The organism is Pseudomonas sp. NGC7, assembly GCF_047159675.1.
GTDB lineage: Bacteria > Pseudomonadota > Gammaproteobacteria > Pseudomonadales > Pseudomonadaceae > Aquipseudomonas > Aquipseudomonas kermanshahensis.
On record NZ_BAAFZY010000001.1, the window covers coordinates 4,114,211 to 4,134,939 of the forward strand.

Annotated in this window: 17 protein-coding genes; 11 read left to right on the top strand and 6 right to left on the bottom strand. The window is 63.5% G+C overall.

The genetic code is table 11. The features are described from left to right. Window positions 1–3: 3 nt before the first annotated feature. Window positions 4–996 carry a GlxA family transcriptional regulator gene (locus ACMCNM_RS18375; RefSeq protein WP_186682574.1) on the top strand — a complete coding sequence of 331 codons (993 nt, stop codon included), beginning with the start codon at window positions 4–6 and terminating at the stop codon, window positions 994–996. A gap of 121 nt (window positions 997–1,117) precedes the next feature. On the opposite strand, the gene ACMCNM_RS18380 is transcribed toward ACMCNM_RS18375, so the two are convergent. The 3 genes from ACMCNM_RS18380 to katG all read right to left on the bottom strand — a co-directional run bounded on the left by ACMCNM_RS18380 (window position 1,118) and on the right by katG (window position 6,288). Then, the gene (locus ACMCNM_RS18380) at window positions 1,118–2,452 is read right to left on the bottom strand and encodes an MFS transporter (protein WP_412765103.1); all 1,335 of its coding nucleotides are present in this window, start codon (window positions 2,450–2,452) and stop codon (window positions 1,118–1,120) included. A gap of 122 nt (window positions 2,453–2,574) precedes the next feature. Further along, window positions 2,575–3,786, bottom strand: a complete 1,212-nt coding sequence (locus tag ACMCNM_RS18385; RefSeq protein ID WP_412765104.1) for a M24 family metallopeptidase — start codon at window positions 3,784–3,786, stop codon at window positions 2,575–2,577. Between the two features lie 243 nt (window positions 3,787–4,029). Then, the gene (gene katG / locus ACMCNM_RS18390) at window positions 4,030–6,288 is read right to left on the bottom strand and encodes a catalase/peroxidase HPI (protein WP_412765105.1); all 2,259 of its coding nucleotides are present in this window, start codon (window positions 6,286–6,288) and stop codon (window positions 4,030–4,032) included. Window positions 6,289–6,723: 435 nt separating this feature from the next. On the opposite strand from katG, the gene ACMCNM_RS18395 reads away from it, so the two are divergent. Then, window positions 6,724–7,629 (top strand): LysR family transcriptional regulator, encoded by a 906-nt coding sequence (locus tag ACMCNM_RS18395; protein ID WP_252823681.1) that lies wholly within the window; start codon window positions 6,724–6,726, stop codon window positions 7,627–7,629. A 12-nt stretch (window positions 7,630–7,641) separates the two neighbouring features. On the opposite strand, the gene ACMCNM_RS18400 is transcribed toward ACMCNM_RS18395, so the two are convergent. Continuing rightward, on the bottom strand, window positions 7,642–8,520 hold the full coding sequence (locus ACMCNM_RS18400; protein ID WP_027595346.1) for a DMT family transporter: 879 nt from the start codon (window positions 8,518–8,520) through the stop codon (window positions 7,642–7,644). Between the two features lie 247 nt (window positions 8,521–8,767). Between ACMCNM_RS18400 and ACMCNM_RS18405 the strand changes: the two genes are divergently transcribed. Beyond that, on the top strand, window positions 8,768–9,592 hold the full coding sequence (locus ACMCNM_RS18405) for an aldo/keto reductase (protein WP_412765106.1): 825 nt from the start codon (window positions 8,768–8,770) through the stop codon (window positions 9,590–9,592). A gap of 131 nt (window positions 9,593–9,723) precedes the next feature. Here the strand turns inward: ACMCNM_RS18405 and ACMCNM_RS18410 are convergent, their stop codons facing one another. After that, window positions 9,724–11,823, bottom strand: a complete 2,100-nt coding sequence (locus ACMCNM_RS18410) for a putative bifunctional diguanylate cyclase/phosphodiesterase (protein ID WP_412765107.1) — start codon at window positions 11,821–11,823, stop codon at window positions 9,724–9,726. A gap of 186 nt (window positions 11,824–12,009) precedes the next feature. Next, window positions 12,010–13,497 carry an aldehyde dehydrogenase family protein gene (locus ACMCNM_RS18415; RefSeq protein ID WP_186682564.1) on the bottom strand — a complete coding sequence of 496 codons (1,488 nt, stop codon included), beginning with the start codon at window positions 13,495–13,497 and terminating at the stop codon, window positions 12,010–12,012. Between the two features lie 201 nt (window positions 13,498–13,698). On the opposite strand from ACMCNM_RS18415, the gene ACMCNM_RS18420 reads away from it, so the two are divergent. The 8 genes from ACMCNM_RS18420 to ACMCNM_RS18455 all read left to right on the top strand — a co-directional run bounded on the left by ACMCNM_RS18420 (window position 13,699) and on the right by ACMCNM_RS18455 (window position 20,719). Continuing rightward, window positions 13,699–14,850: an amine dehydrogenase large subunit gene (locus ACMCNM_RS18420; protein ID WP_412765108.1), complete on the top strand. Its 1,152-nt coding sequence runs from the start codon at window positions 13,699–13,701 to the stop codon at window positions 14,848–14,850. Between the two features lie 15 nt (window positions 14,851–14,865). Continuing rightward, complete coding sequence (locus tag ACMCNM_RS18425) at window positions 14,866–15,402, top strand: MauE/DoxX family redox-associated membrane protein (protein ID WP_099453756.1); 537 nt, start codon at window positions 14,866–14,868, stop codon at window positions 15,400–15,402. A 3-nt stretch (window positions 15,403–15,405) separates the two neighbouring features. Then, window positions 15,406–16,059: a methylamine dehydrogenase accessory protein MauD gene (gene mauD, locus ACMCNM_RS18430; RefSeq protein WP_412765109.1), complete on the top strand. Its 654-nt coding sequence runs from the start codon at window positions 15,406–15,408 to the stop codon at window positions 16,057–16,059. 14 nt (window positions 16,060–16,073) lie between these two features. Continuing rightward, window positions 16,074–16,595, top strand: a complete 522-nt coding sequence (locus ACMCNM_RS18435) for a methylamine dehydrogenase light chain (RefSeq protein ID WP_027595339.1) — start codon at window positions 16,074–16,076, stop codon at window positions 16,593–16,595. Window positions 16,596–16,599: 4 nt separating this feature from the next. Next, window positions 16,600–17,118 (top strand): cytochrome C, encoded by a 519-nt coding sequence (locus ACMCNM_RS18440; RefSeq protein WP_275745206.1) that lies wholly within the window; start codon window positions 16,600–16,602, stop codon window positions 17,116–17,118. 667 nt (window positions 17,119–17,785) lie between these two features. Then, window positions 17,786–18,700, top strand: a complete 915-nt coding sequence (gene feaR / locus ACMCNM_RS18445) for a transcriptional regulator FeaR (protein WP_099429006.1) — start codon at window positions 17,786–17,788, stop codon at window positions 18,698–18,700. A 118-nt stretch (window positions 18,701–18,818) separates the two neighbouring features. After that, window positions 18,819–19,217: a c-type cytochrome gene (locus tag ACMCNM_RS18450; RefSeq protein ID WP_027595336.1), complete on the top strand. Its 399-nt coding sequence runs from the start codon at window positions 18,819–18,821 to the stop codon at window positions 19,215–19,217. Between the two features lie 182 nt (window positions 19,218–19,399). Then, entirely contained in the window at window positions 19,400–20,719 is a 1,320-nt protein-coding gene (locus ACMCNM_RS18455) for a hypothetical protein (protein WP_412765110.1), read from the top strand. Window positions 20,720–20,729 lie beyond the last annotated feature (10 nt).

Consider the following 20,729-nt stretch of genomic DNA (forward strand, 5'->3'; position numbering starts at 1 on the left):
GCAATGGTCCACCCCGTTTCTGCAATCGTAACGCCTTCGCCCGCCAAGACCTTCGGTTTTCTGATCTTGCCCAACTTCACCACCATCGGCCTGGCGTCGGCGGTGGAGACCCTGCGCATGGCCAACCTGGCGGCCCGCCGGCCGATGTACCGCACCGTGCTGATCGCCGCCAGCGATGAACCGGTGGCGGCCAGCAACGGCATGCGCGTGTTGCCTGACTACAGCATCGACAACGCCCCGGCGCTGGACACCCTGTTGGTGGTCGGGGCCAACCCGATCGATCGCAGCCGTGGCAACCGGCCCTTGATCGACTGGCTACGCCAGCTGGCCCGCCAACGCCTGCCATTGGGCGGCATCTGCACGGGCAGTTACCTGCTGGCCAAGGCCGAGTTGCTCAAGGGCTACCGCTGCACCATCCACTGGGAAGACATGCAGACGTTGCAGGAGCAGTTCCCCGGTATCGTCATTTCTGGCCAGCTGTTCGAACTAGACCGCGACCGCTACACCTGCTCGGGCGGTGTGGCGGCCATGGACATGATGCTGCAACTGGTGGCCCGGGAAGAAGGCGGCCAAGACATCGCCGCCAAGGCCGCCGAACTGCTGCTGTGCGACCGTGTGCGTGGCGAGCGCGAACGCCAGCGGGTGCCCCTGCGCACCCTGCTCGGCAGCGCTCAGCCCAAGTTGAGCCAGGTGGTGGCGATCATGGAAGCCAACCTGGAGGAGCCACTGGGGCTGGAGGAGCTGGCCAGCCTCAATGAAGTGACCGTGCGCCAATTGGAGCGGTTGTTTCATAAATACCTGCAGCGCACGCCCAGCCAGTATTACCTGGAGTTGCGGCTGTCGCGGGCGCGGGAGCTGTTGTTGCGTAGCGATGTGCAGGTGCGAGAGGTGGCGTTGGCGTGCGGGTTCAGCTCGCCGGCGCATTTTTCCAAGAGCTACAGCCGGTTTTTTGGGCTGTCGCCGCTGGGGGAGCGGCGGCAGGCTTCGTTACACTGACATCAGACAGTGCTGGGCTCTTCGCGGGCAAGCCCGCTCCCACAGGATTTCCACTCACCTTGAGCGCGGTGGGGGACCGGTGGGAGCGGGCTTGCCCGCGAAGAGGCCGGCACAGATAGAATCAATCCTTCAAGGCCGCATGCGCCGTCTCCCGGCACATCAGCATCGCCACCAGCGCCACCAGTGCTGCGGCCAACAGGTACCCCGCCGGCGCCAGCTTGCTGCCGGTAACCTGTATCAGCCAGGTGGCAATGAACGGCGCCGTCCCGCCAAACAAGGCATTGGCCACGTTGAAGCTCAGGGCGAAACCACTGAAGCGCACCCGCGTCGGGAAGATCTCCGCCAACAGGCACGGCAAGGTCCCATCGTTCATCGCCAGCATCGCGCCAAACAGAATCTGGATGGCCAGAATCACCAGCAGCGGTTGCCCATCGAGCAACGTGAACAAGGGCACGGTGAGCCCCAAAAACAGCAGCGAGGCGATCACCAGCATGGTCTTGCGGCCAAACTGATCCGACAGCCGCCCCATCAGGAAAATCAGGCCGATGTAAGTGGCCAATGAAACCGTCGAGGCAATGAAGGCATCTCGCTCGGTCATGCCCAGCTCAGTAGACAGGTACGTCGGCATATAGCTGAGCAGCAGGTAGAACGCCACCGCGTTCAGGCACGTCACGCCGATACCGATGCCTAGGCTGCGGCGATGCTGGGTCAGCAACTCGCGAATCGGTGCCGGGGTCATGCAGGCCTTGTTCTCGAGACGCTGCTCCATCTCCAGAAACTTGGGAGTGTCCTGCAGGCTCATGCGGATGTAACGGCCCACCAGCCCGAACGGTGCAGCCAGCAGGAACGGCAGGCGCCAGCCCCAGCTGTGCAGGTCCTCGGTGCTGAGTAGCTCATGCAGCACCGCCACAAACGCCGCACCGAACAGCAACCCCGCTGCCGTGCTGGCCGGCACGATACTGGTGTACAGGCCACGCCGGCCCTGGGGCGCGTATTCGGCCAGGAAGGCCGATGCCCCCGCGTATTCGCCCGACGCCGAAAAGCCCTGCACCAGGCGTATCAGCAGCAACAGGCACGGTGCCCATAGGCCGATCTGCGCGTAGCCGGGCAGCAGCCCGATGCAGAAGGTCGAGATCGACATGATCAGGATCGACAACGACAGCGCGTTGCGTCGCCCATGGCGATCACCAAAGTGGCCCCAGACCACGCCGCCCAACGGGCGAACGAGAAACGACAGGGCGAACACCGCGAAGGTCGCCAGCAGGCCGGTAGTTTTGTCGGTTTGCGGGAAAAACGTGGCGGCAATGATGGTGGCGAGGTAGCCGTAGGCGGCGTAGTCGAACCATTCGACGAAGTTGCCCATGAAACTGGCGCGCGCGGCCTTGCGCAGGGCCTGGCGTTCGGCGCTGTGCACGGCGCCGCCGAGGATTGAGGCGTTCAGGGTGGTGCTGGACATGACGGGTACCCTCTGGTTCTTCTAATTGGAGGCAGGGTCTGGTGGTCATACAGTGATTTTATTGTTGTTGGTGCCGGCCTCTTCGCGGGTAAACCCGCTCCTACAGGGGCCGGCACCGAGCATCATTTGCGGATGATGTTGTGCTCCGGCCCGTACGGGAACTTGGTGATGTTGTCGGCGCCGCTGTCGTTGACGATGAGGATATCGTGCTCGCGGTAACCGCCAGCACCCGGCCGCCCTTCGGGCAGCATGATCATCGGCTCGATCGACACCACCATGCCCGGCTCCAGCACGGTGTCGATGTCTTCGCGCAGCTCAAGCCCCGCCTCGCGACCGTAGTAGTGGCTCAACGTCCCAAACGAATGGCCATAGCCGAACGTGCGGTACTGCAGCAGGTCGTGACGCAGGAAGATCTCATTCAGCTCACGGGCAATGTCACTGCAGCGCATGCCCGGGCGCACGAGTTTCAGCCCAGCCTCATGCACCTCGACGTTGGCCTGCCACAGGCGCAGGTGATCATCCGGGCAATGGTCGAGGAACAAGGTGCGCTCAAGGGCGGTGTAATAGCCGGCGATCATCGGGAAGCAATTGAGGCTGAGGATCTCGCCCTTGCCCACCGTGCGGCTGGTGACCGGGTTGTGCGCGCCGTCGGTGTTGAGCCCGGACTGGAACCAAGTCCAGGTGTCCATCAGCTCGCCGTCAGGGAAAGACGTGGCGATCTCGCGAACCATCGCCTGGGTGGCGTGCAGCGCCACTTCGTACTCGGGCACATGCTCACGCAGGGCCTCGACCACTGCCGCGCCGCCGATATCGGCCACCCGCGCGCCGTGCCGGATCAACGCCTGCTCTTCTGCGGACTTGATCATGCGCATGCGCATGCACGGGGCGCCGACGTCCAGCAACTCGGCCTTGGGGTAGCAGGCGGCGAGCTTGGCGTGGTTTTGCAGGTTGAGGTGGTCGTATTCCACGCCGATGCGCGAGGCCAGCGGCAGCGCTTGTTGAATGGCGACGAAGAAGTTGTCGCGTTGCCAGTCGGTGTAGACGATGTTGTCGGTGCCGACCGTGCGCCGCCAAGGCTGGCCGCCATCGATGTTGGCACTGATCGAGACGACCTTGTCCTGGGTCACCACCAGTGCATAGGGGCGGCCAAACGAGCAGTAGAGGAAATCACTGTAGTAATTGACGTTGTGATACGAGGTGAAGATCGCCGCTTCGATGTCCTGCTCGGCCATGTAGGCCCGCAGACGGGCGTGGCGGGCTGCGTATTCCTGAGCGGAGAAGGTCGCTTTGACCTTGTCGCCGTTGCGGATCTTCAGGGTTTTTGGCATGTGCATGGTCGGGTTCCTTGTCGTTGTGAGCACGCTGTTTCAGGCCGGCCGCCTGAGAAGCATTGCAACAGAACGAACGAGGACACTTTTGTATCTATCCGACCTGGAATTGGCGGGATGGCCACCGACGTAGGAGCAGCCTTGTGCTGCGAAGAGGCCGGTACAGGCAGCCCGAATTGCGGCTATCTGTACCGGCCTCTTCGCAGCACAAGGCTGCTCCTACACGGGTGGTGAGGTTTCAGGCACGCTTTATTTCAGATCAAAGCGGTCCAGCTCCATGACTTTTACCCAAGCTGCAACGAAGGCCTTCACAAACCTGTCCTTGCCATCGCTGCTGCCATACACCTCGCTCAACGCCCGCAACTGGGCATGCGAACCGAACACCAGGTCAACACGGCTGCCCGTCCATTTAACCTGCCCGGTCTTGCGGTCCCGGCCTTCAAAGCGCTCGTTGTCGGCTGACGTCGGCGTCCACTCCACGCCCATGTCCAGCAGGTTGCGGAAGAAGTCGTTGCTCAACGTACCCGGCTTGTCGGTGAACACCCCGTCCTTGTTGCCGCCATGGTTGGCACCCAGCACGCGCAGGCCGCCGATCAGCGCCGTCAGCTCGGGCGCCGTCAGTGTCAGCAGTTGGGCCTTGTCCAGCAGCAGTTTCTCGGCTTTGACGCTGTAGCGGTCCTTGGTGAAGTTGCGGAAGCCATCGGCCAACGGTTCCAGCACGGCGAACGACTCGACATCGGTCTGCTCTTGGGACGCATCGACGCGGCCGGGGCGGAAGCCGACGCTGCCACTGTAACCCGCATCCTTGGCAGCCTTCTCGACGGCGGCGGTACCTGCCAGCACGATCAGGTCGGCCAGGGAGACCTTCTTGCCACCGTTGTTGAACTCGCTCTGGATCTTCTCTAGCGCTGCCAAGACCTTGCCTACGCCCTGGTTCGCAGCCCAGTCTTTCTGCGGTGCCAGGCGCAAGCGTGCACCGTTGGCACCACCGCGCTTGTCGGACCCACGGAAGGTCGAAGCTGAAGCCCAAGCGGTCGATACCAACTCGCCCACGCTCAAGCCTGAAGCCAGTATCTTGGCCTTGAGCGCAGCGACATCCTGCTCGCCCAACGATACCGGGTCGGCTTTAGGCAGCGGGTCTTGCCACAGCAATTCCTCGTTGGGCATTTCTGGCCCGAGATAGCGCGCCAGCGGGCCCATGTCGCGGTGGATCAGCTTGTACCAGGCACGGGCAAAGGCGTCCGCCAATTGGTCGGGGTTGTCCTTGAAGCGGCGGGCGATCGGCTCGTAGATCGGGTCGAAGCGCAGCGCCAGGTCGGAGGTGAGCATGGACGGCGCATGGGTTTTGCTGGGGTCATGGGCATCCGGCACGGTGCCTGCGCCTTTGCCTTCCTTCGGCCGCCACTGGTGCGCACCGGCCGGGCTCTTGGTCAGCTCCCACTCGAAATTGAACAGGTTGTTGAGGTACTCGTTGCTCCATTTAGTCGGGGTTGAGGTCCAGGTCACTTCCAGGCCGCTGGTGATGGTGTCGGGGCCTTTACCGGAGCCGAACTTGTTGGCCCAACCCAGGCCCTGCATCTCCAGGCCCGCAGCCTCGGGCTCGGCCCCCACATTGTCGGCGGGGCCTGCGCCATGGGTCTTGCCGAACGCATGGCCCCCGGCGATCAGCGCCACGGTCTCTTCATCATTCATGGCCATGCGGCCGAAGGTTTCGCGGATGTCTTTGCCCGAAGCGACCGGGTCAGGGTTGCCTTCCGGGCCCTCCGGGTTGACGTAGATCAGGCCCATCTGCACGGCGGCCAGCGGGTTTTCCAGGTTGCGCTCGGCCTGCAGGTTGCGGCTCTGTTCTTCGCCGTGCTTGGCGGGTTCGGCAACCAGGTCACCCTGGCCGGGTTCCTGTGCCTTGACCTGCTCCTTGCCGTAGCGGGTATCGCCGCCCAGCCAGACTTTTTCCGAGCCCCAGTACACATCTTCATCCGGCTCCCACACATCGGCACGCCCGCCAGAGAAACCAAAGGTCTTGAAGCCCATGGACTCCAGCGCGACGTTGCCGGTGAGGACGATCAGGTCAGCCCAGGAAATCTTGTTGCCGTACTTCTGCTTGATCGGCCACAGCAGGCGCCGGGCCTTGTCCAGGCTGACGTTGTCCGGCCAGCTGTTGAGCGGAGCGAACCGCTGCTGACCAGAACCGGCGCCACCGCGGCCATCGCCAATGCGGTAGGTCCCGGCGCTGTGCCAGGCCATACGGATGAACAGCGGGCCGTAGTGGCCGAAGTCGGCGGGCCACCAGTCCTGGGAGTCGGTCATCAGGGCAGTCAGGTCTTGCTTCAGGGCCTGGAAATCGAGGCTCTTGAAGGCCTTGGCGTAGTCGAAATCCGGGTCCATCGGATCGGATTTGGCGGTATGTTGGTGAAGGATTCTCAGGTTGAGCTGGTCAGGCCACCAGTCACGGTTGGTGGTGCCGCCACCTGCGGTTTGATGGAACGGGCATTTCGATTCGTTCGACATCTGTGGGTACCTTTGGGTCGGTTATCCAGATTTCCGGTCTATGCCAGGTGTTCTATCAGCCGAGCGCTTGGGCTCGTGCCTACCCCTCATCAGGTCTGGTCGGTGTCTTGCCGACACGGGGCTTGCGAAGCTGTCACGGCGGGGCGCTACGGTCTTGAACACAGGTGCTCAGGCGCGCCCCGGCCGCGGAATTCACAGGGCCAGGGGAAAGACTAGCCGAGCTTGGGCAGACTTCTAATAGAGCGAGTATTACGGGGTAATAGGCTGGCTCTGTCAGCGTTTTGCCGTGCGGGCCTTTTCGCGGGGCAAGCCCGCTCCCACAGGTAGATTCGCGGGCTTGCCCCGCGAAGAGGCCGGCACATCCATACAAGGCAAGCGGGCCTGCGCCGTGCTTCAATACACCGTCAATTCCCTAAACCCCGTGAGCCAAGCCCCATGAACCGCAACGACCTGCGCCGCGTCGACATGAACCTGCTGGTGCTGTTCGAAGCCCTGATGATCGAACGCAACCTGACCCGCGTCGGCGAAAAACTGTTCATCACCCAGTCCACCGTCAGCGCCGCCCTCGCCCGCCTGCGCGAGCTGTTCGACGACCCGCTGCTGATCCGCAACGGTCGGGCCATGGAGCCCACGCCACGGGCGATGCAGATTTTCACCGAGCTGGGGCCGGCCATGGATGTGATTTCTTCTGCCATCAGCCGTGCGCGGGCGTTCGACCCCGCTAGCAGCTGCAACGTATTCCGCCTCGGGCTTTCGGACGACGCCGAGTTCGGCCTGCTCCCTGCCCTGCTTCAGGCCTTGCGCGAAGAGGCACCGGAAATCAGCGTGGTGGTGCGGCGGGCCAACTTCCTGTTGATGCCGGGCCTGCTCTCCAGCGGCGAGATTTCGGTGGGTGTGAGCTACACCACCGACCTGCCGGCCAACGCCAAGCGCCGCAAGTTGCGCGACATTGGCGTGCGCGTGCTGCGCGCCGACGATCGACCGGGGCCACTGACCCTCGACGAGTACTGCGCCCGCCCGCATGTGATGGTGTCGTTTTCTGGCGACATGAGCGGCAACATCGACCTGGACCTGGCGCGCATCGGCCGTTGCCGCAAGGTGGTGCTGGCCGTGCCGCAGTTCGGCAGCCTGCGCGCGCTGCTGCGCAACACCGAACTGATCGCCACAGTACCGGACTACGCCGCCTGCGCCCTGGCCGATGACGGCAGCTTGCGCGCCGACCCAGCGCCCTTCGAAATCACCGAGGCAGAACTGTCGATGGTCTGGAGTGGCGCCCAGGACAACGACCCGGCCGAGCGCTGGTTGCGCGAGCGGATCCTGCAGTTCATGGCCTCGCCATGAACCCAGGCCGTGTCACTTGCTCCGCTGCATCCACGCCGCGCCCAGGCCACTGATGCAGATGATCGAGATCCCCACCAGGCTCAGGCTGTCTGGCACCTGGCTGTAGAACAGCAGCCCAAGCAGCCCGGCAAACACGATCTGGCAGTAGCTGAACGGCGCCAGCAGCGCCGGTGCGGCATGGCGAAACGCCTGGGTCAGCAGCAGGTGGGCCGTCATGCCGAAACCACCCAGCGCCAGCATCAACAGCGCGTGGTCCCAGCGCGGCACCTCCCAGAAAAACGGCACCAGCGCACTCATCGCCAGGGTGTTGCACAGCCCTGCATAGAAGTTGCTGGTGGTGGGGCTGTCGTGGGCAGCCAGAATTCGCGTCAGCAACTGATAGAAGCAGAAGCCCAGCGCCGAGCCGAAGGGGTACAGGATCGCCGGCGTGAACATCGCACCCCCGGGGTGCACCACCACCAGTACCCCGATAAAGCCCATCACCACCGCCACCCACTGCCCCACCGTCACCCGCTCCTTGAGCAGGGGTGCCGACAAGGCCGTGACCAGCACGGGCGCGAGGAAGTTGACCGCCGTGGCCTCCGCCAGCGGCAGGTATTGCAGGCCGGTGGTGAACAGCAGGCTGGTGCTGAGCAGGCTCAGGGCACGCAGGGTCTGCAACAACGGGCGACGGGTGCGCAGTACATTGAGGCCAGACTTGGGCAGGAAGATCCCGGCCATCAGCAGGGTGTGCACCACATAACGCGCCCACACCACCATGATGATCGGGTACAGGCCACCGAGGAACTTGGACAGGGCATCGTGGCTGGCGAACAGGAACGTCGCCACCACCACCAGGGCGATGCCACGCAGCGGTTGGTTGACTCCGGACAGCGGTGTGCTGGAACTCATGGCGTTCTCGACGGCGGCGCGGCCGGATGCTGCGCCCAGGGAAAGCCGCACAGGGCTGGCCTGGCGGATGAAACAGCTCGAATTCTAGAAGAGATAGACGAGCATAAGGAAGTTCAATTAGCGCTTGTCCAGGCCAAACGCAATTTCCGTTCGCTGATCGACCACTTTCGCCCCGCCGCGCATGGTCCGCGCCGGGCTGATCGAAGACCATCCCCTACGGACTCTGTAACCACTACAAGGAACTGTCATGCGAAGGCTCACCACCCCTAACGGCCTGGACCTGCCCTGCATCGGCCTGGGCACCTGGCCGATGACCGGCAGCGAGTGCACCCAGGCCGTTCGCCAGGCCCTGGACCTGGGTTACCGACACATCGACACCGCCACCGCCTACAACAATGAAGCAGCCGTGGGCCAAGCCCTGCGTGAGTGCGACGTGCCACGCGAGCAGATCCACCTGACCACCAAGGTCTGGTGGGACCGCCTGGACCCGAAGGCCATGCGTCAGTCGCTGGAAGACAGCCTGCGCGTGCTGGGCACCGAGCAGGTCGACCTGTTCCACATCCACTGGCCGGGCAAGGACTGGGACCTGGCCCGCAGCATCGAGACCCTGGTAGCCCTGCGTGACGAAGGCAAGGCGCGCAGCATTGGTGTCGCCAACTTCCCGCTTGGCCTGCTGCGCCAAGTGGTCGAGACGCTGGGCGCGCCGTTGTCGGCCATTCAGGTGGAGTACCACGTGCTGCTCGACCAGCAGCCGTTGCTCGACTATGCGCGCCGCCACGACTTGCTGCTCACCGCCTACACCCCGTTGGCACGCGGGCAGGCGGCGCAACAAGAGGTGATCCAGGCGATTGCCCGCAAGCATGGCGTCCTGCCGAGCCAGGTGGCACTGAAGTGGTTGCTCGACCAGGACGGCGTCGCGGTGATCCCCAAGGCCAGCAGCCGCGAGAACCAATTGGCGAATTTGGCGGCGCTGGACGTGCGGCTGGATGATGAAGACCGGGCATTGATTGCGGGTTTGCCGAAAGATCAGCGCGTGGTCAGCCCCGACTTTGCGCCTGACTGGAATAGCTGAGCATGACCGGGGCCGCTGTGCGCCCCATCGCCGGCAAGCCGGCTCCCACAAATTGCGCGCACCTCGCGATCAACGCTGTACCTGTGGGAGCCGGCTTGCCGGCGATGGGGCGCGCAGCGGCCCCCGCGCACCTAGCCCCACAACAACGCCACCTGCTTCAACCGCTCACTCGCCGGCACAGGCCGCCCATACAGGTAGCCCTGGAAGTGCGAGCACCCCTCTGCCGCCAGGCGCCGCATCTGCTCTTCTGACTCCACACCCTCGGCCGTGGTCTTGATCATCAGGCTGTTGGACAGGTCGGTAATGGCGCGGATGATCGACATGGCTTCGCGGCTGTCGCACATGTCATGCACGAACGACTTGTCGATCTTGATCCGGTCGAACGGGAACGAACGCAAATACCCCAACGACGAATACCCGGTACCGAAGTCGTCCAGCGAAATCGACACACCTAGGTCCTTCAGCGCCCGCAAGGTGCGCACGTTCTCCTCACTGTTGCCCAACAACACCGACTCGGTGATCTCCAGCTCCAGGCGCCGCGCCGGCAAGCCCGAATCTGCCAGGGCCAAAGCCACGGTATGGACCAGGTTGGCATTCTTGAACTGCACCGGGGACAGGTTGACCGACACTGTCTGTTCGCTGTCCCAGCTGGCCGCCTCCTGGCACGCCAGGTTCAGCGCGCGAATGCCGAGCTCGTGAATCAGCCCGGTCTCTTCGGCGATGGGGATGAAGTCCATGGGCATGACCATGCCGCGGGTCGGGTGCTCCCAGCGCAACAACGCCTCATACCCCGTCACACTGCTGGTCTGCTGATCGACCACCGGCTGGTAGTGCAACTGCAGTTGACCAAGGTGCAGCGCCGTACGCAGGTCGGTTTCCACCAGGCGGCGTTGGCGGGCGGCGACATCCAGCTCGACATTGAAGCACTCGTACCGGTTGCGTCCATTGCGCTTGGCTTCGTACAACGCCATGTCGGCATAGCCCAGCAGTTGCTCGGCCTGGTCATTGTCGCCGGGGGCGATCGCCACGCCGATACTCACACCCACCGTGAACTGATGCCCCTCGATCTGAAACGGCGGGCAAATGGCATTGATCAGGCGCTGCGCGGTATTGCACGCGGCATCACGGCCATCCAGCCCCGTGAGCACGATGGCAAACTCGTCACCGCCCAGGCGGGCCAACGTGTCGTGCTCGCGCAGTTCGCGGCGCAAGCGCTTGCCCAGCTCACGCAGCAGCTTGTCGCCGAACGCGTGACCTAACGAATCGTTGATGTTCTTGAAGTTGTCCAGGTCCAGGCACAGGGCAGCGGTCAGCTTGGCGTTCTCATCACCGCGTACCAAGGCTTGGCGCAAACGCTCATGGAACAGCGTGCGGTTGGGCAGCCCGGTGAGGGCATCGTGGTGCGCCATATGGTGGATCTGCGCGTGGGCCGCCAACTCTTCAGTGGCATCTTCGGCCACGAACAGCACATAGTCGGCCTGGCCCTCGCGGTGCTGGCTGAGCAGCGTACGGCTGCGCAGGGTGCGTGGCCCGCACTGGGTGTCGACCCGGGTTTCGGCGGCATAGCCCTTGGTGCTGCGTGCCCCGCGAGCGAGCTGTTGCTCCAGGTAATCGGCTGCAGCCGGCGCCAGGCTTTGGGCAGGCAGTTGCCCGATCATGCTCGAACCCGGCACACCAAACAGGCGTTCGGCCTGCTGGTTGGCCAGCAGGATGCGCTGGCTCTCCAGGTCCTGGACCATGACACTGGCCGGGATGTTGGCAATGACCGAGTCGAGAAACTGCGACAGCTTGGCCATCTCTTGGCTGTACTGTTCGGCCAGTTCCTTGGCTTTGAGCAGCTCCAGCTCCTGCTGGTGGCGTTCGGAGATGTCGCGGGTGACCTTGGCGAACCCCACCAGGCGGCCGTCATCGTCATGCACCGCGTCGATCACCACATGCGCATGGAAGGCCGAGCCATCCTTGCGCAGCCGCACACCCACCTCTTCGAAGCGCCCCGTGCAACGCGCCTGTTCAAGGTTGTGCGCGGGCAGCCCGGCAGCCCGTTCGGCTTCGCTGTAGAACAACGAGTAATGCTGGCCGACGATCTCGTCGGCAAGGTACCCCTTGGCCCGCTGGGCGCCGGGGTTCCAGTTGGCAACAATGCCTTCGGGGGTGAGCAGGTAGATGGCATAGTCCACCACGCTCTGGATCAACAGCCGATACATGATGTCGGGGCTTGCGACTAGCGACATGAAATTAACCTGAACCTTCGACGGGCACGAAAAGGACCCCGGCGCTGCGCAACCGGGTCTTGTACAGAGGTGATGGCATTATGCCGGTCACTCGGATTTTGTGAAGTGGTTCACAAAATTTTGCTGCACTGTCCTTTGCCGTACGAAGGGCTGAAGGCGGGGACGTGCCTGGCCCCTCACCCTTCATCAGTACCTGATCATCACCGATTTCAGTTCGGTGTAATCCTCGATGAACGCACTGCCAAACTCACGCCCTACCCCGGATGCCTTCGACCCACCAAACGGCACCGCCGGGTCGAGGAAGGTGTGCATGTTGACCCACACCGTGCCCGCTTCGATCTGCGGGATCAGCCGCAGCGCCTTGGACAGGTCGTTGGTCCACAGGCTGGCGGTCAGGCCATAGGGGCTATCGTTCATCAACGCCAGCAACTGCTCTTCATCGTCGAACGGCAGCACACAGACGATCGGGCCGAACGTTTCCTCGTGCAGCAACGGGTCACTGGGGTCATTGGCCAGCACCACCGTAGGCTCGACGAAGTAGCCCGGCCGATCAAGCGCCTTCGCCCCACAAACCACCGTGTTGCTGGCCCGGGCACGCTCGAAGAAGCCGAGAATCTTCTGCAGGTGCGCAGCATTGGCCAAAGGGCCGAACTGGGCGTCGGGGTCGAGCGCCGAACCAATCTTCAACTGCCCCAGCGCTTCACCCAGCTTGCGGGTAAATTCCTGAACCTTGCTGCGGTGCACATACACCCGCTCCGGCGAAGCGCACACTTGCCCCTGGTGCACGAAGGCCGTCTGCAGGATGCCTGCCACGGCGCCGTCCACGTCCACATCGGCCAACAACGCTGCCGGGTTCTTGCCCCCCAGCTCCAGCGTGGCGCGGGTCAGGTTGGCCGCCATCGCGGCCTTGCCGACGGCGATACCGGTCGGCACCGAGCCTGTGAACGCGACCTTGGCCACGAGCGGGTGCTCAATCAACAGCTGGCCCGCCTGCCCACGCCCATTAACCACGTTGAACGCCCCCGCCGGCACCCCTGCCTCGACCGCCAGTTCGGCGATGCGCAGCAGCGTCAGCGGCGTGAATTCGCTGGGTTTGATCACGATGGTGCAACCGGTGACCAAGGCAGAGGCGATCTTCCAGATACCGATCATCACCGAGAAATTCCACGGCACGATCCCCGCGACCACGCCCACCGGCTCACGCAGGGTAAAGGCGGTGTAGCGCTCGCCACCGAATGAAGGCAGCGACGGGGTCATGGTCTGCCCAGTGATCTTGGTCGCCCAACCCGCGAAATAACGCAGGAAGACTACACTTTGAGCGATCTCCAACCCCCGCGAGAGGTTGATCGACTTGCCGGAACACAGGGTCTCGAGCTGTGCCAGCTCTTCGGCATTGGCCTCGATCAGGTCAGCCAAGCGGTTGAGCACCACGCCTTTCTGATAGGGGGAAACCTCAGCCCAACTGCCCTTGAAGGCCTGCCGGGCACTGTGCACCGCACGTGCTACTTCCACCTCGCTGGCCTCGGCAACCCGGCTGATGACCGTGCCGCTGGAGGGGTCGTGGATATCGACTGACGGCCCCGCCTCACCCGCCTGGTATTGGCCCTCGATGAAATGGCCATGGGGCCTGGCGAGGAACTCGACCACGGCAGGTAACAGTTGGATATCGCTCATGACATGACTCCTGGAAGGCAGCGCAAAAGTGTGTGCGGGCCGATCTTCAGGCCCCCGCCTACCCGCCTGCCAGCCCCGACCGGCGTTTTGTCAGGGAGCCTCAAGAGAATGTCACGCTGGCCAAATCACCACGCCGGCCCAGGCGGCACACTGCGATCACTGCGATATCTGCATAACCCATAACAACATCGGAGATAGCCAATGCGTCGCGTAGACAGGCTTAGCATCTCGGCAGCCCTGGCCTTGGCCCTGGCCGCGAGCACAAGCGCGGTGCGGGCCGACCTGCCCGCCGAAGAGATCGGCCAGACCAACCTGCCGTTCCCGCCGGACCCTCACCGTGTCTACATCCTCGATGTGGACTTCAAGAACCCCATCGCCGGCAAGGTGGTGGTGGTCGACCCCAAGGCCAAGCGCATGCTCGGCATGACCACCAACGCCTTCGTCGCCCCAACGGCGCTGAGCCCAGACAACCGCACCCTGTACTCGGCCAACCTGTTCTACTCGCGTGGCACCTACGGCGAACGCACCGACGTACTGGTGGCGTGGGACACCCAGACCCTGCGCCCGCAATGGGAAGTGGTACTGCCCGCCAAGCGCGCCTCCACGCTCACCGAGAAGTACGCGATGGGCGTCAGCGCCGACAGCAAGCTGGCATATGTCTTCAACCTGACGCCGTCGACATCGGTGACCGTGGTCAATACTCAGACGCACTCGGTCGCCAGCGAAGTCGCCATCAGCGGCTGCGTACTCAACTACCCAGTCGGCAAACGCAGCTTCGCGTCACTGTGCGGTGACGGCCAACTGCTGGTGGTGACACTGGATGATGACGGCAAAGAAGTCTCGCGCACCCAGACGCCGTTCTTCGACCCGAACAAGGTCCGCCTCAACGAGCGCGCCATCGCCAACGGCGACACCTACTATTTCACCACCACCCATGGCGAGGTGTACCCGGTGAGTTTCGAAGGGGGCAAGGCCAAGCCGCAGCCCACCTGGTCGCTGGTCAGCGACGAGGAACGCAAGCAAGGCTGGGCGCCGGGTGGCTGGCAAGCCCTGGCCTTGGCGCCAGGCCTGAACCGGCTGTATGCGCTGATGCATGACCAGCACACCGATGGCAAATGGGAAGACCCGAGCACCACCATCTGGGCGTTCGACCTGAAGACGGGCAAGAAACTCGGCACGCTCGACTCGCCCAAGCCAGTCTGGAGCCTGCAGGCCAGCCATGACAAGGCGCCCATTCTGGTGGCCACCGACCTGGAAGGCGGCGTGCAGTTCTTCGACCTGGCCACCGGCAAGCACAGCGGTGCCATGGATCAGATCGCCGACACGCCCGTGCTCACCTTGGCCCCTTGGTAAACAGGAGACCCGACCATGCTCGACCCTGTTCTCGTGATTGCCAGCAGTACCGCTTTGGCGACGCTGCTGGCCAGTGCCGCCAGCCACAAGCTACGTGACCTGCGCGCGTTCAGCGCCATCGTGCGCGCCTACCAACTGCTGCCAGCGCCCTTGGCACCCGTAGCCACGGCAAGCCTTGCGCTGGCCGAATTGGCCCTGGCGCTGGCTTTGCTGCTACCCGGTGTGCGGGCCAGCGCGGCGTTGGCGGTGGTGCTGTTGATGGCGCTGTATGCCAGCGCCATCGGTATCAACCTGTGGCGTGGCCGCCGCGACATCGATTGCGGCTGTTCAGGCCCCGGCGCTGCCCAGCCACTGCGCCCAGTGCTGTTGCTGCGCAACCTGGTGATCGCCCTGTTGGCCGGCCTGGCGGCGCTGCCCATGGCCGAGCGTGCACTCGGTGCCCTGGATATTTTCGTGGTGATTGCGGCCAGTGCCGTGGCGCTGCTGATTCATGTGGCGGTGGATGGCCTGCTGGCCAACCAGCCGCGTCTTGCCAAATTGACTGGGAGATAACCCATGCAACTGCTTATCGCATCGAACATTTTGCTCTGGCTGCTGCTGATCGCGGTGGCGTTCACGGTCATGGCCCTGGTGCGCCAGATCGGCGTGCTGCATGGCCGCATCGCGCCTGCCGGTGCGCTGATGGTAGACAAAGGCGTGACGGTCAACGACCCTGCCCCACAGGTCACCGCCGCCGACCGTCATGGCCGCCCGGTAAACATCGGCTACCGCAGCGAACGCTCGCAACTGCTGTTCTTCCTCGCGCCCGGCTGCCCGGTGTGCAAATCGCTGCTGCCGGCGGTCAAGTCGATTGCCAAGGACAACAGCGGCGAGCTGGACGTGATCTATGTTAGCGACGGTGATTTTGCCGAACAGCAGGCCCTGATCGACGCCAACGACTTGCAGCAAGCCACCTATGTGGTCGGCCCCGAGATCGGCATGACCTACCAGATTGGCAAGCTGCCGTACGCCGTGTTGATCGACCAGGCCGGCACCCTGCGCGCCAAGGGCCTGGTCAACTCCCGCGAGCACCTCGACAGCCTGTTCGAGACCGCGCACCTGGGCAGCGCGAGCCTGCAGCAGTACCTGCACGGCAACCACGCGCACGGCCATGCTCACGACCATGACCATGACCATGACCATGCCCACCCACACAGCGCGCAACACTGATCGCGGAGCACACCATGAGTTTTCTCGACAAACTGTTTGAACGCTCCAGCCGTCATGTCGCCGACACCACATCACGGCGCAAGGTGCTGGCGCGCCTGGGCTCGCTGATCGTCGCCGGCGCTGCCCTGCCGGTGCTGCTGCCGATCGACCGCACCGCCAAGGCGCTGGCCGCCGAGCAGCCGAAAATGGGCGACCCAGGTGACCCGACCAGCTGTGACTACTGGCGCAACTGCTCGATCGACGGTTTCCTGTGCTCGTGCTGCGGCGGTTCGATTACCTCCTGCCCGCCCGGCACCGATGCCTCGCTGGTAACCTGGATCGGCACCTGCCGCAACCCGGCCGATGGCAAGAACTACATCATCTCGTACAACGACTGCTGCGGTAAGCACGCGTGCGGCCAGTGCGCCTGCTCGCGCAACGACGATGAACAACCCTTGTATCGCCCGTTCAACAACAACGACATCAACTGGTGCCTGGGGGCTGAGTCGAAGATTTACAACTGCACCGTTACCATCATCCGCGGTGTGGCGGTCTAGCGCCGTGAAGGCCCTGACCGCGGTGTTGATCCTGTGCCTGCTGGCGCCTGTCGCCCAGGCCAGGACCCTGCCCAACCCCAACCAGCGCCCGGCGCCGGGCAACGAGGTGCCACCGGTGCCGATTGCCCAGGCCGGTTACTCGGTGCCGGTGAATTATCAGTTGCAATGCGCCGGCTGCCACCGCGACAACGGCGAAGGCTCGGCGGCCAACGACACGCCGCGCATGCAGGGGTTTGTCGGCAACTTCCTGCGGGTGCCGGGCGGGCGCGAGTTTTTGGTGCGGGTGCCGGGGATTTCCCAGTCGGCGCTTAATGATCAGCAGATTGCCGATTTGCTTAATTGGCTGCTGGCGCGGGATGGGATGGCCGGCAACAGCTCACCCGAGCAATGGCCGCCGTACAGCGGCGAGGAAGTGCATCGGGTACGTCAGAACAGCATGCTCAACCTGCCGCATGTGCGCGCCGGGTTGATCGAAGCGATGCAGGCCAAGGGCATTGCCATCAGCGATGGGCTTGGCCACTGAATCACGCAAGCGTTGTGCCTTCAGCCCGCCCTGTCAGCGGGCTTTTTTTTGTTTGTCGGGTGGTTTTTTTTTTGGGGGGGGGTTGGGGGTGTTCGTCGCAGGATCTTCGGCGCCTGTGAGATCGAGCGCCGCCCGCGCGGCGCATCGCGAGCAACGCTCGCTCCTACGTTTGTTTCGGGCCAATTATTCTGGGGCAAACGCGCGCGACCGTTTTGGTGCATGGCGCGATATTGCGTTGGACCAACAAGGCGGTCGCGCGCAAATGGCACAGAACTCACTGGCCCGAAACAAACGTAGGAGCGAGCGTTGCTCGCGATGCGCCGCGCGGGCGGCGCTCGATCTACGCCCCACCTCACAACCTGAGGCAGGCACCTCGTCGCCCTCACCCAACCTGCCAAAGTGCAACATCTGGAAACAAACCTGTATCAATTGGCTACATTCCAGCGCATTCCAGCGCACTAATCACACCACTACCACTGCCAACACCCTCATCAAAAATAAAATTAATCCCAATTATAACAATGCACTAGCCAATACCCTATGCTTTACCACCACCTCCCAGGCCCGCTTTTTGCTTGAAAATTCAAGTGAATTGTAATGCTTTAAGGCACCCCTCCAAGAGTTCGCCCAAGCGAACCGTTCCACGTCTTACCACGCGAGGCCTCCCATGACACCAGCAACCCGTGTTACCGACGATCACTTCCAGGCCTGGCTCAGCCAGGTCAACGATGCCTGCGGCCACTTCAACGCCCGCAAGCTCGACGCAGGCTTCGTCGGCCAGCTCGAAAAGTGCCAGGTAGGCCAGATTTCCATGAGCATCGTCGACATGACCCACGTCAACCTGTTCCGCGGACCGCGGGAAATACGCGCCAGCGGTGCCGACAACTACTATGCCGTCTTGCAGATGGCCGGCACCTCGCATATCGAGCACCAGGATGCACGCATCGAACTGCGGCCCGGCGACCTGACCCTGATCGACGCCAGTGCCCCGCTGGACATGCACTTCCACCAGCGCTCGCGCCAGTTGTCGCTGATTTTGCCGCGCACTCAGGTCGAAAGCGGCACCCGCGGCGTCAGCGTGGCCTGCGCCAAACGCATCGAAGCGCAAACCCCGTTGGCCAGCATGGCCCGCCAGATGATGCTCGAAGCCGGCCGCACCCAGCACATGGCCAACAACGAAAGCCAGGCGGTACTGGAGGCGCTGATCGCCTTGCTGCGCCCCGCCATCACCCAGGACTCGGTGCCCGGCAGCCACGAGCGCATGTTCCGCAAGGCCCTGGCACTGATTGACCAGCGCATCACCTGCGAAAGCCTGACACCTGAGTTCATTGCCCGCGAAGTGGGCATCTCCATGCGCAGCCTGTACCGCATCTTCGCCAAACACGACCTGGTCATCGCCCAGTACATCCGCAACCGCCGCCTCGACTTCTGCGCCGAAAGCCTGCGCAATCCGTCGATGGATCAGAAGGTGTCGTCGCTGGGGTATGCCTGGGGTTTTTCCGATTCGAGTTACTTCAGCACCGCATTCAAAGGCCGGTTTGGCATGACCCCAGGCGAGTACCGCAAGCGTCACGCCAACTGACAAGCCCAGCAAACACCCTGGCAGGCACAACAAAACCCGCCCGCCTGTACTCGCACACAATCAAGCAGAACACCAACAAGAAGCAGCCCCGCGCTGCCCTACCCAGGAACCGTGCGTGATGTCGACCGTCGTATCCAGCAAGTTCGTAATGCCCTTCCTGCTCGCCGCGCTGGCCAGCCCGCTGGCCCTGGCCGAAGACTGCGCAGCCCCGCAGCGCCAACAGGGCGAACAGGTGTTTGCGCGTGACTGCGCGGCGTGCCATTCGGCGCAAAAGGATGGCCCAGTGATGATGGGCCCCAACCTGCACGACGTGGTGGGCCGTACCCCCGGTACCGTGCCAGGGGCCAATTACTCTCAGGCCATGAAAACGCGCCAGGCGGCCTGGACGGCGCAAAGCATCGGCGCCTTCATTGCCCAGCCACAGGCGGCAGTACCCGGCACCTACATGCCTTATGCTGGGTTGCCGGACGCTGGCGAACGCCAGTCGGTGACGTGTTTCCTCGCCGGCCTCAAGTAACCACGTTTGCCCACGAAGGCCCCGCAATGGGGCCTTCTGCGTTTTTAACGCCCGCCCCATCAGCTTGGCACACCGCCAAAGTCAACTGGCAGCCAGGGCAAAAGCCCAGGGCTGGGCTTGCTTCATGATCATTGGCACGTCTTCGGAACTTCTGCCAAAACCATGACAAAGGAAGCCAGACCATGCACCACCGCCCGTTCCGCCTAACCTTGGCCGCACTCCTGGCCGGGGCTTCGCTGAGTGCGTCCGCGCACGAGCTGTACAGCGATGCCGAACGCCATCTGAACGCCAATGTGGAAGCCGTGTTCGGGGCATTCCACAGCGAACGCAGCTACGCCATCGCCCGCGGCCAACCCGGCTCCACCTCGTGGCGGGAAGGCTATATCAAGTATGGCTTGAGCGCCGACCAGGCCCTGGGCAGCGTCGGTTCGCTGTACGGCGCCTTCGCCATGCTCAGCTCAGCGACCTGGGGCGACGGTGATGCTGCCGGCTTCAGCGATGGCAGCGAACGCACCAGCAAGATCGAGGATGCCTACGTGGGCTGGAAGTCCGGCAACCTGGTGCCGATCCTGGGCGAGGACGGTATCGACCTGTCGTTCGGCAAGCAGATGGTCGCCGTGGGCGATGGGTTTCTGCTTCAGGGTGACTCGCTGAACGTCGGCCATGGCCTTGCCGATGGTCAGTTCAACCGGGGCGGTGCGTACTACCTTGCCGCGCGCAAGAGCTTCGACAAGACCGCCGTGCTGCGCCTGGGCGGCAGCAGTGGTTGGCGCGGCGACCTGATGTGGCTGCAGTCAGACAACCGCGCCCAGGCCAACACCGAACTGCACGTGGCCACCCTTGAGCACGTGGCGGACGCTGGCACCGTCGGCCTGACCTATATCGGCACTACCCATGTCGACGAGCAGTACGCCTCCCCGCTGCAACTGGAACGCGATGGCATGAAGACTTACAGCCTGCGTGGCCAGGGCAATGCCGGGGTAGAAAACCTGTTTTTGTCCGGGGAATACGCCAAACAGGACAAACCCCATACCGCCACCGAGGACGCCTGGTACCTGGAAGCCGGCTGGACCTTCGCCGACCTGCCCTGGCAACCGAACCTGAGCTACCGCTACAGCCGCTTTTCCGAGCAGTACGACACGCTGTTCTATGGCCTCGGGCGCGGGTTGGGTACCTGGTTCCAGGGTGAAGTGGCCGGTAACTATGCCGGGCCATTCAACAGCAATGCGCGGGTGCAGAAGGTCGGCCTGACGGTCAGCCCGACGCCGACGTTGAACCTTGGCGTGATGGGGTTCCATTTCGACACCATCGATCGCAGCCTGGGCAATGTGGACGGACGCGAGCTGGATATCTATGCCGAGTGGACCCTCAATGATCACCTGATGATCGTGCCGCTGGTGGGGTTGTATCAGCCGGATCGCAGCGTGGAGCAAGGGGGGACGCAGTTGGGCAACAACCACGACAACCTGTATGGCCAGGTGGTGTTCGTCAGTACCTTCTGAGCTGCAGGCA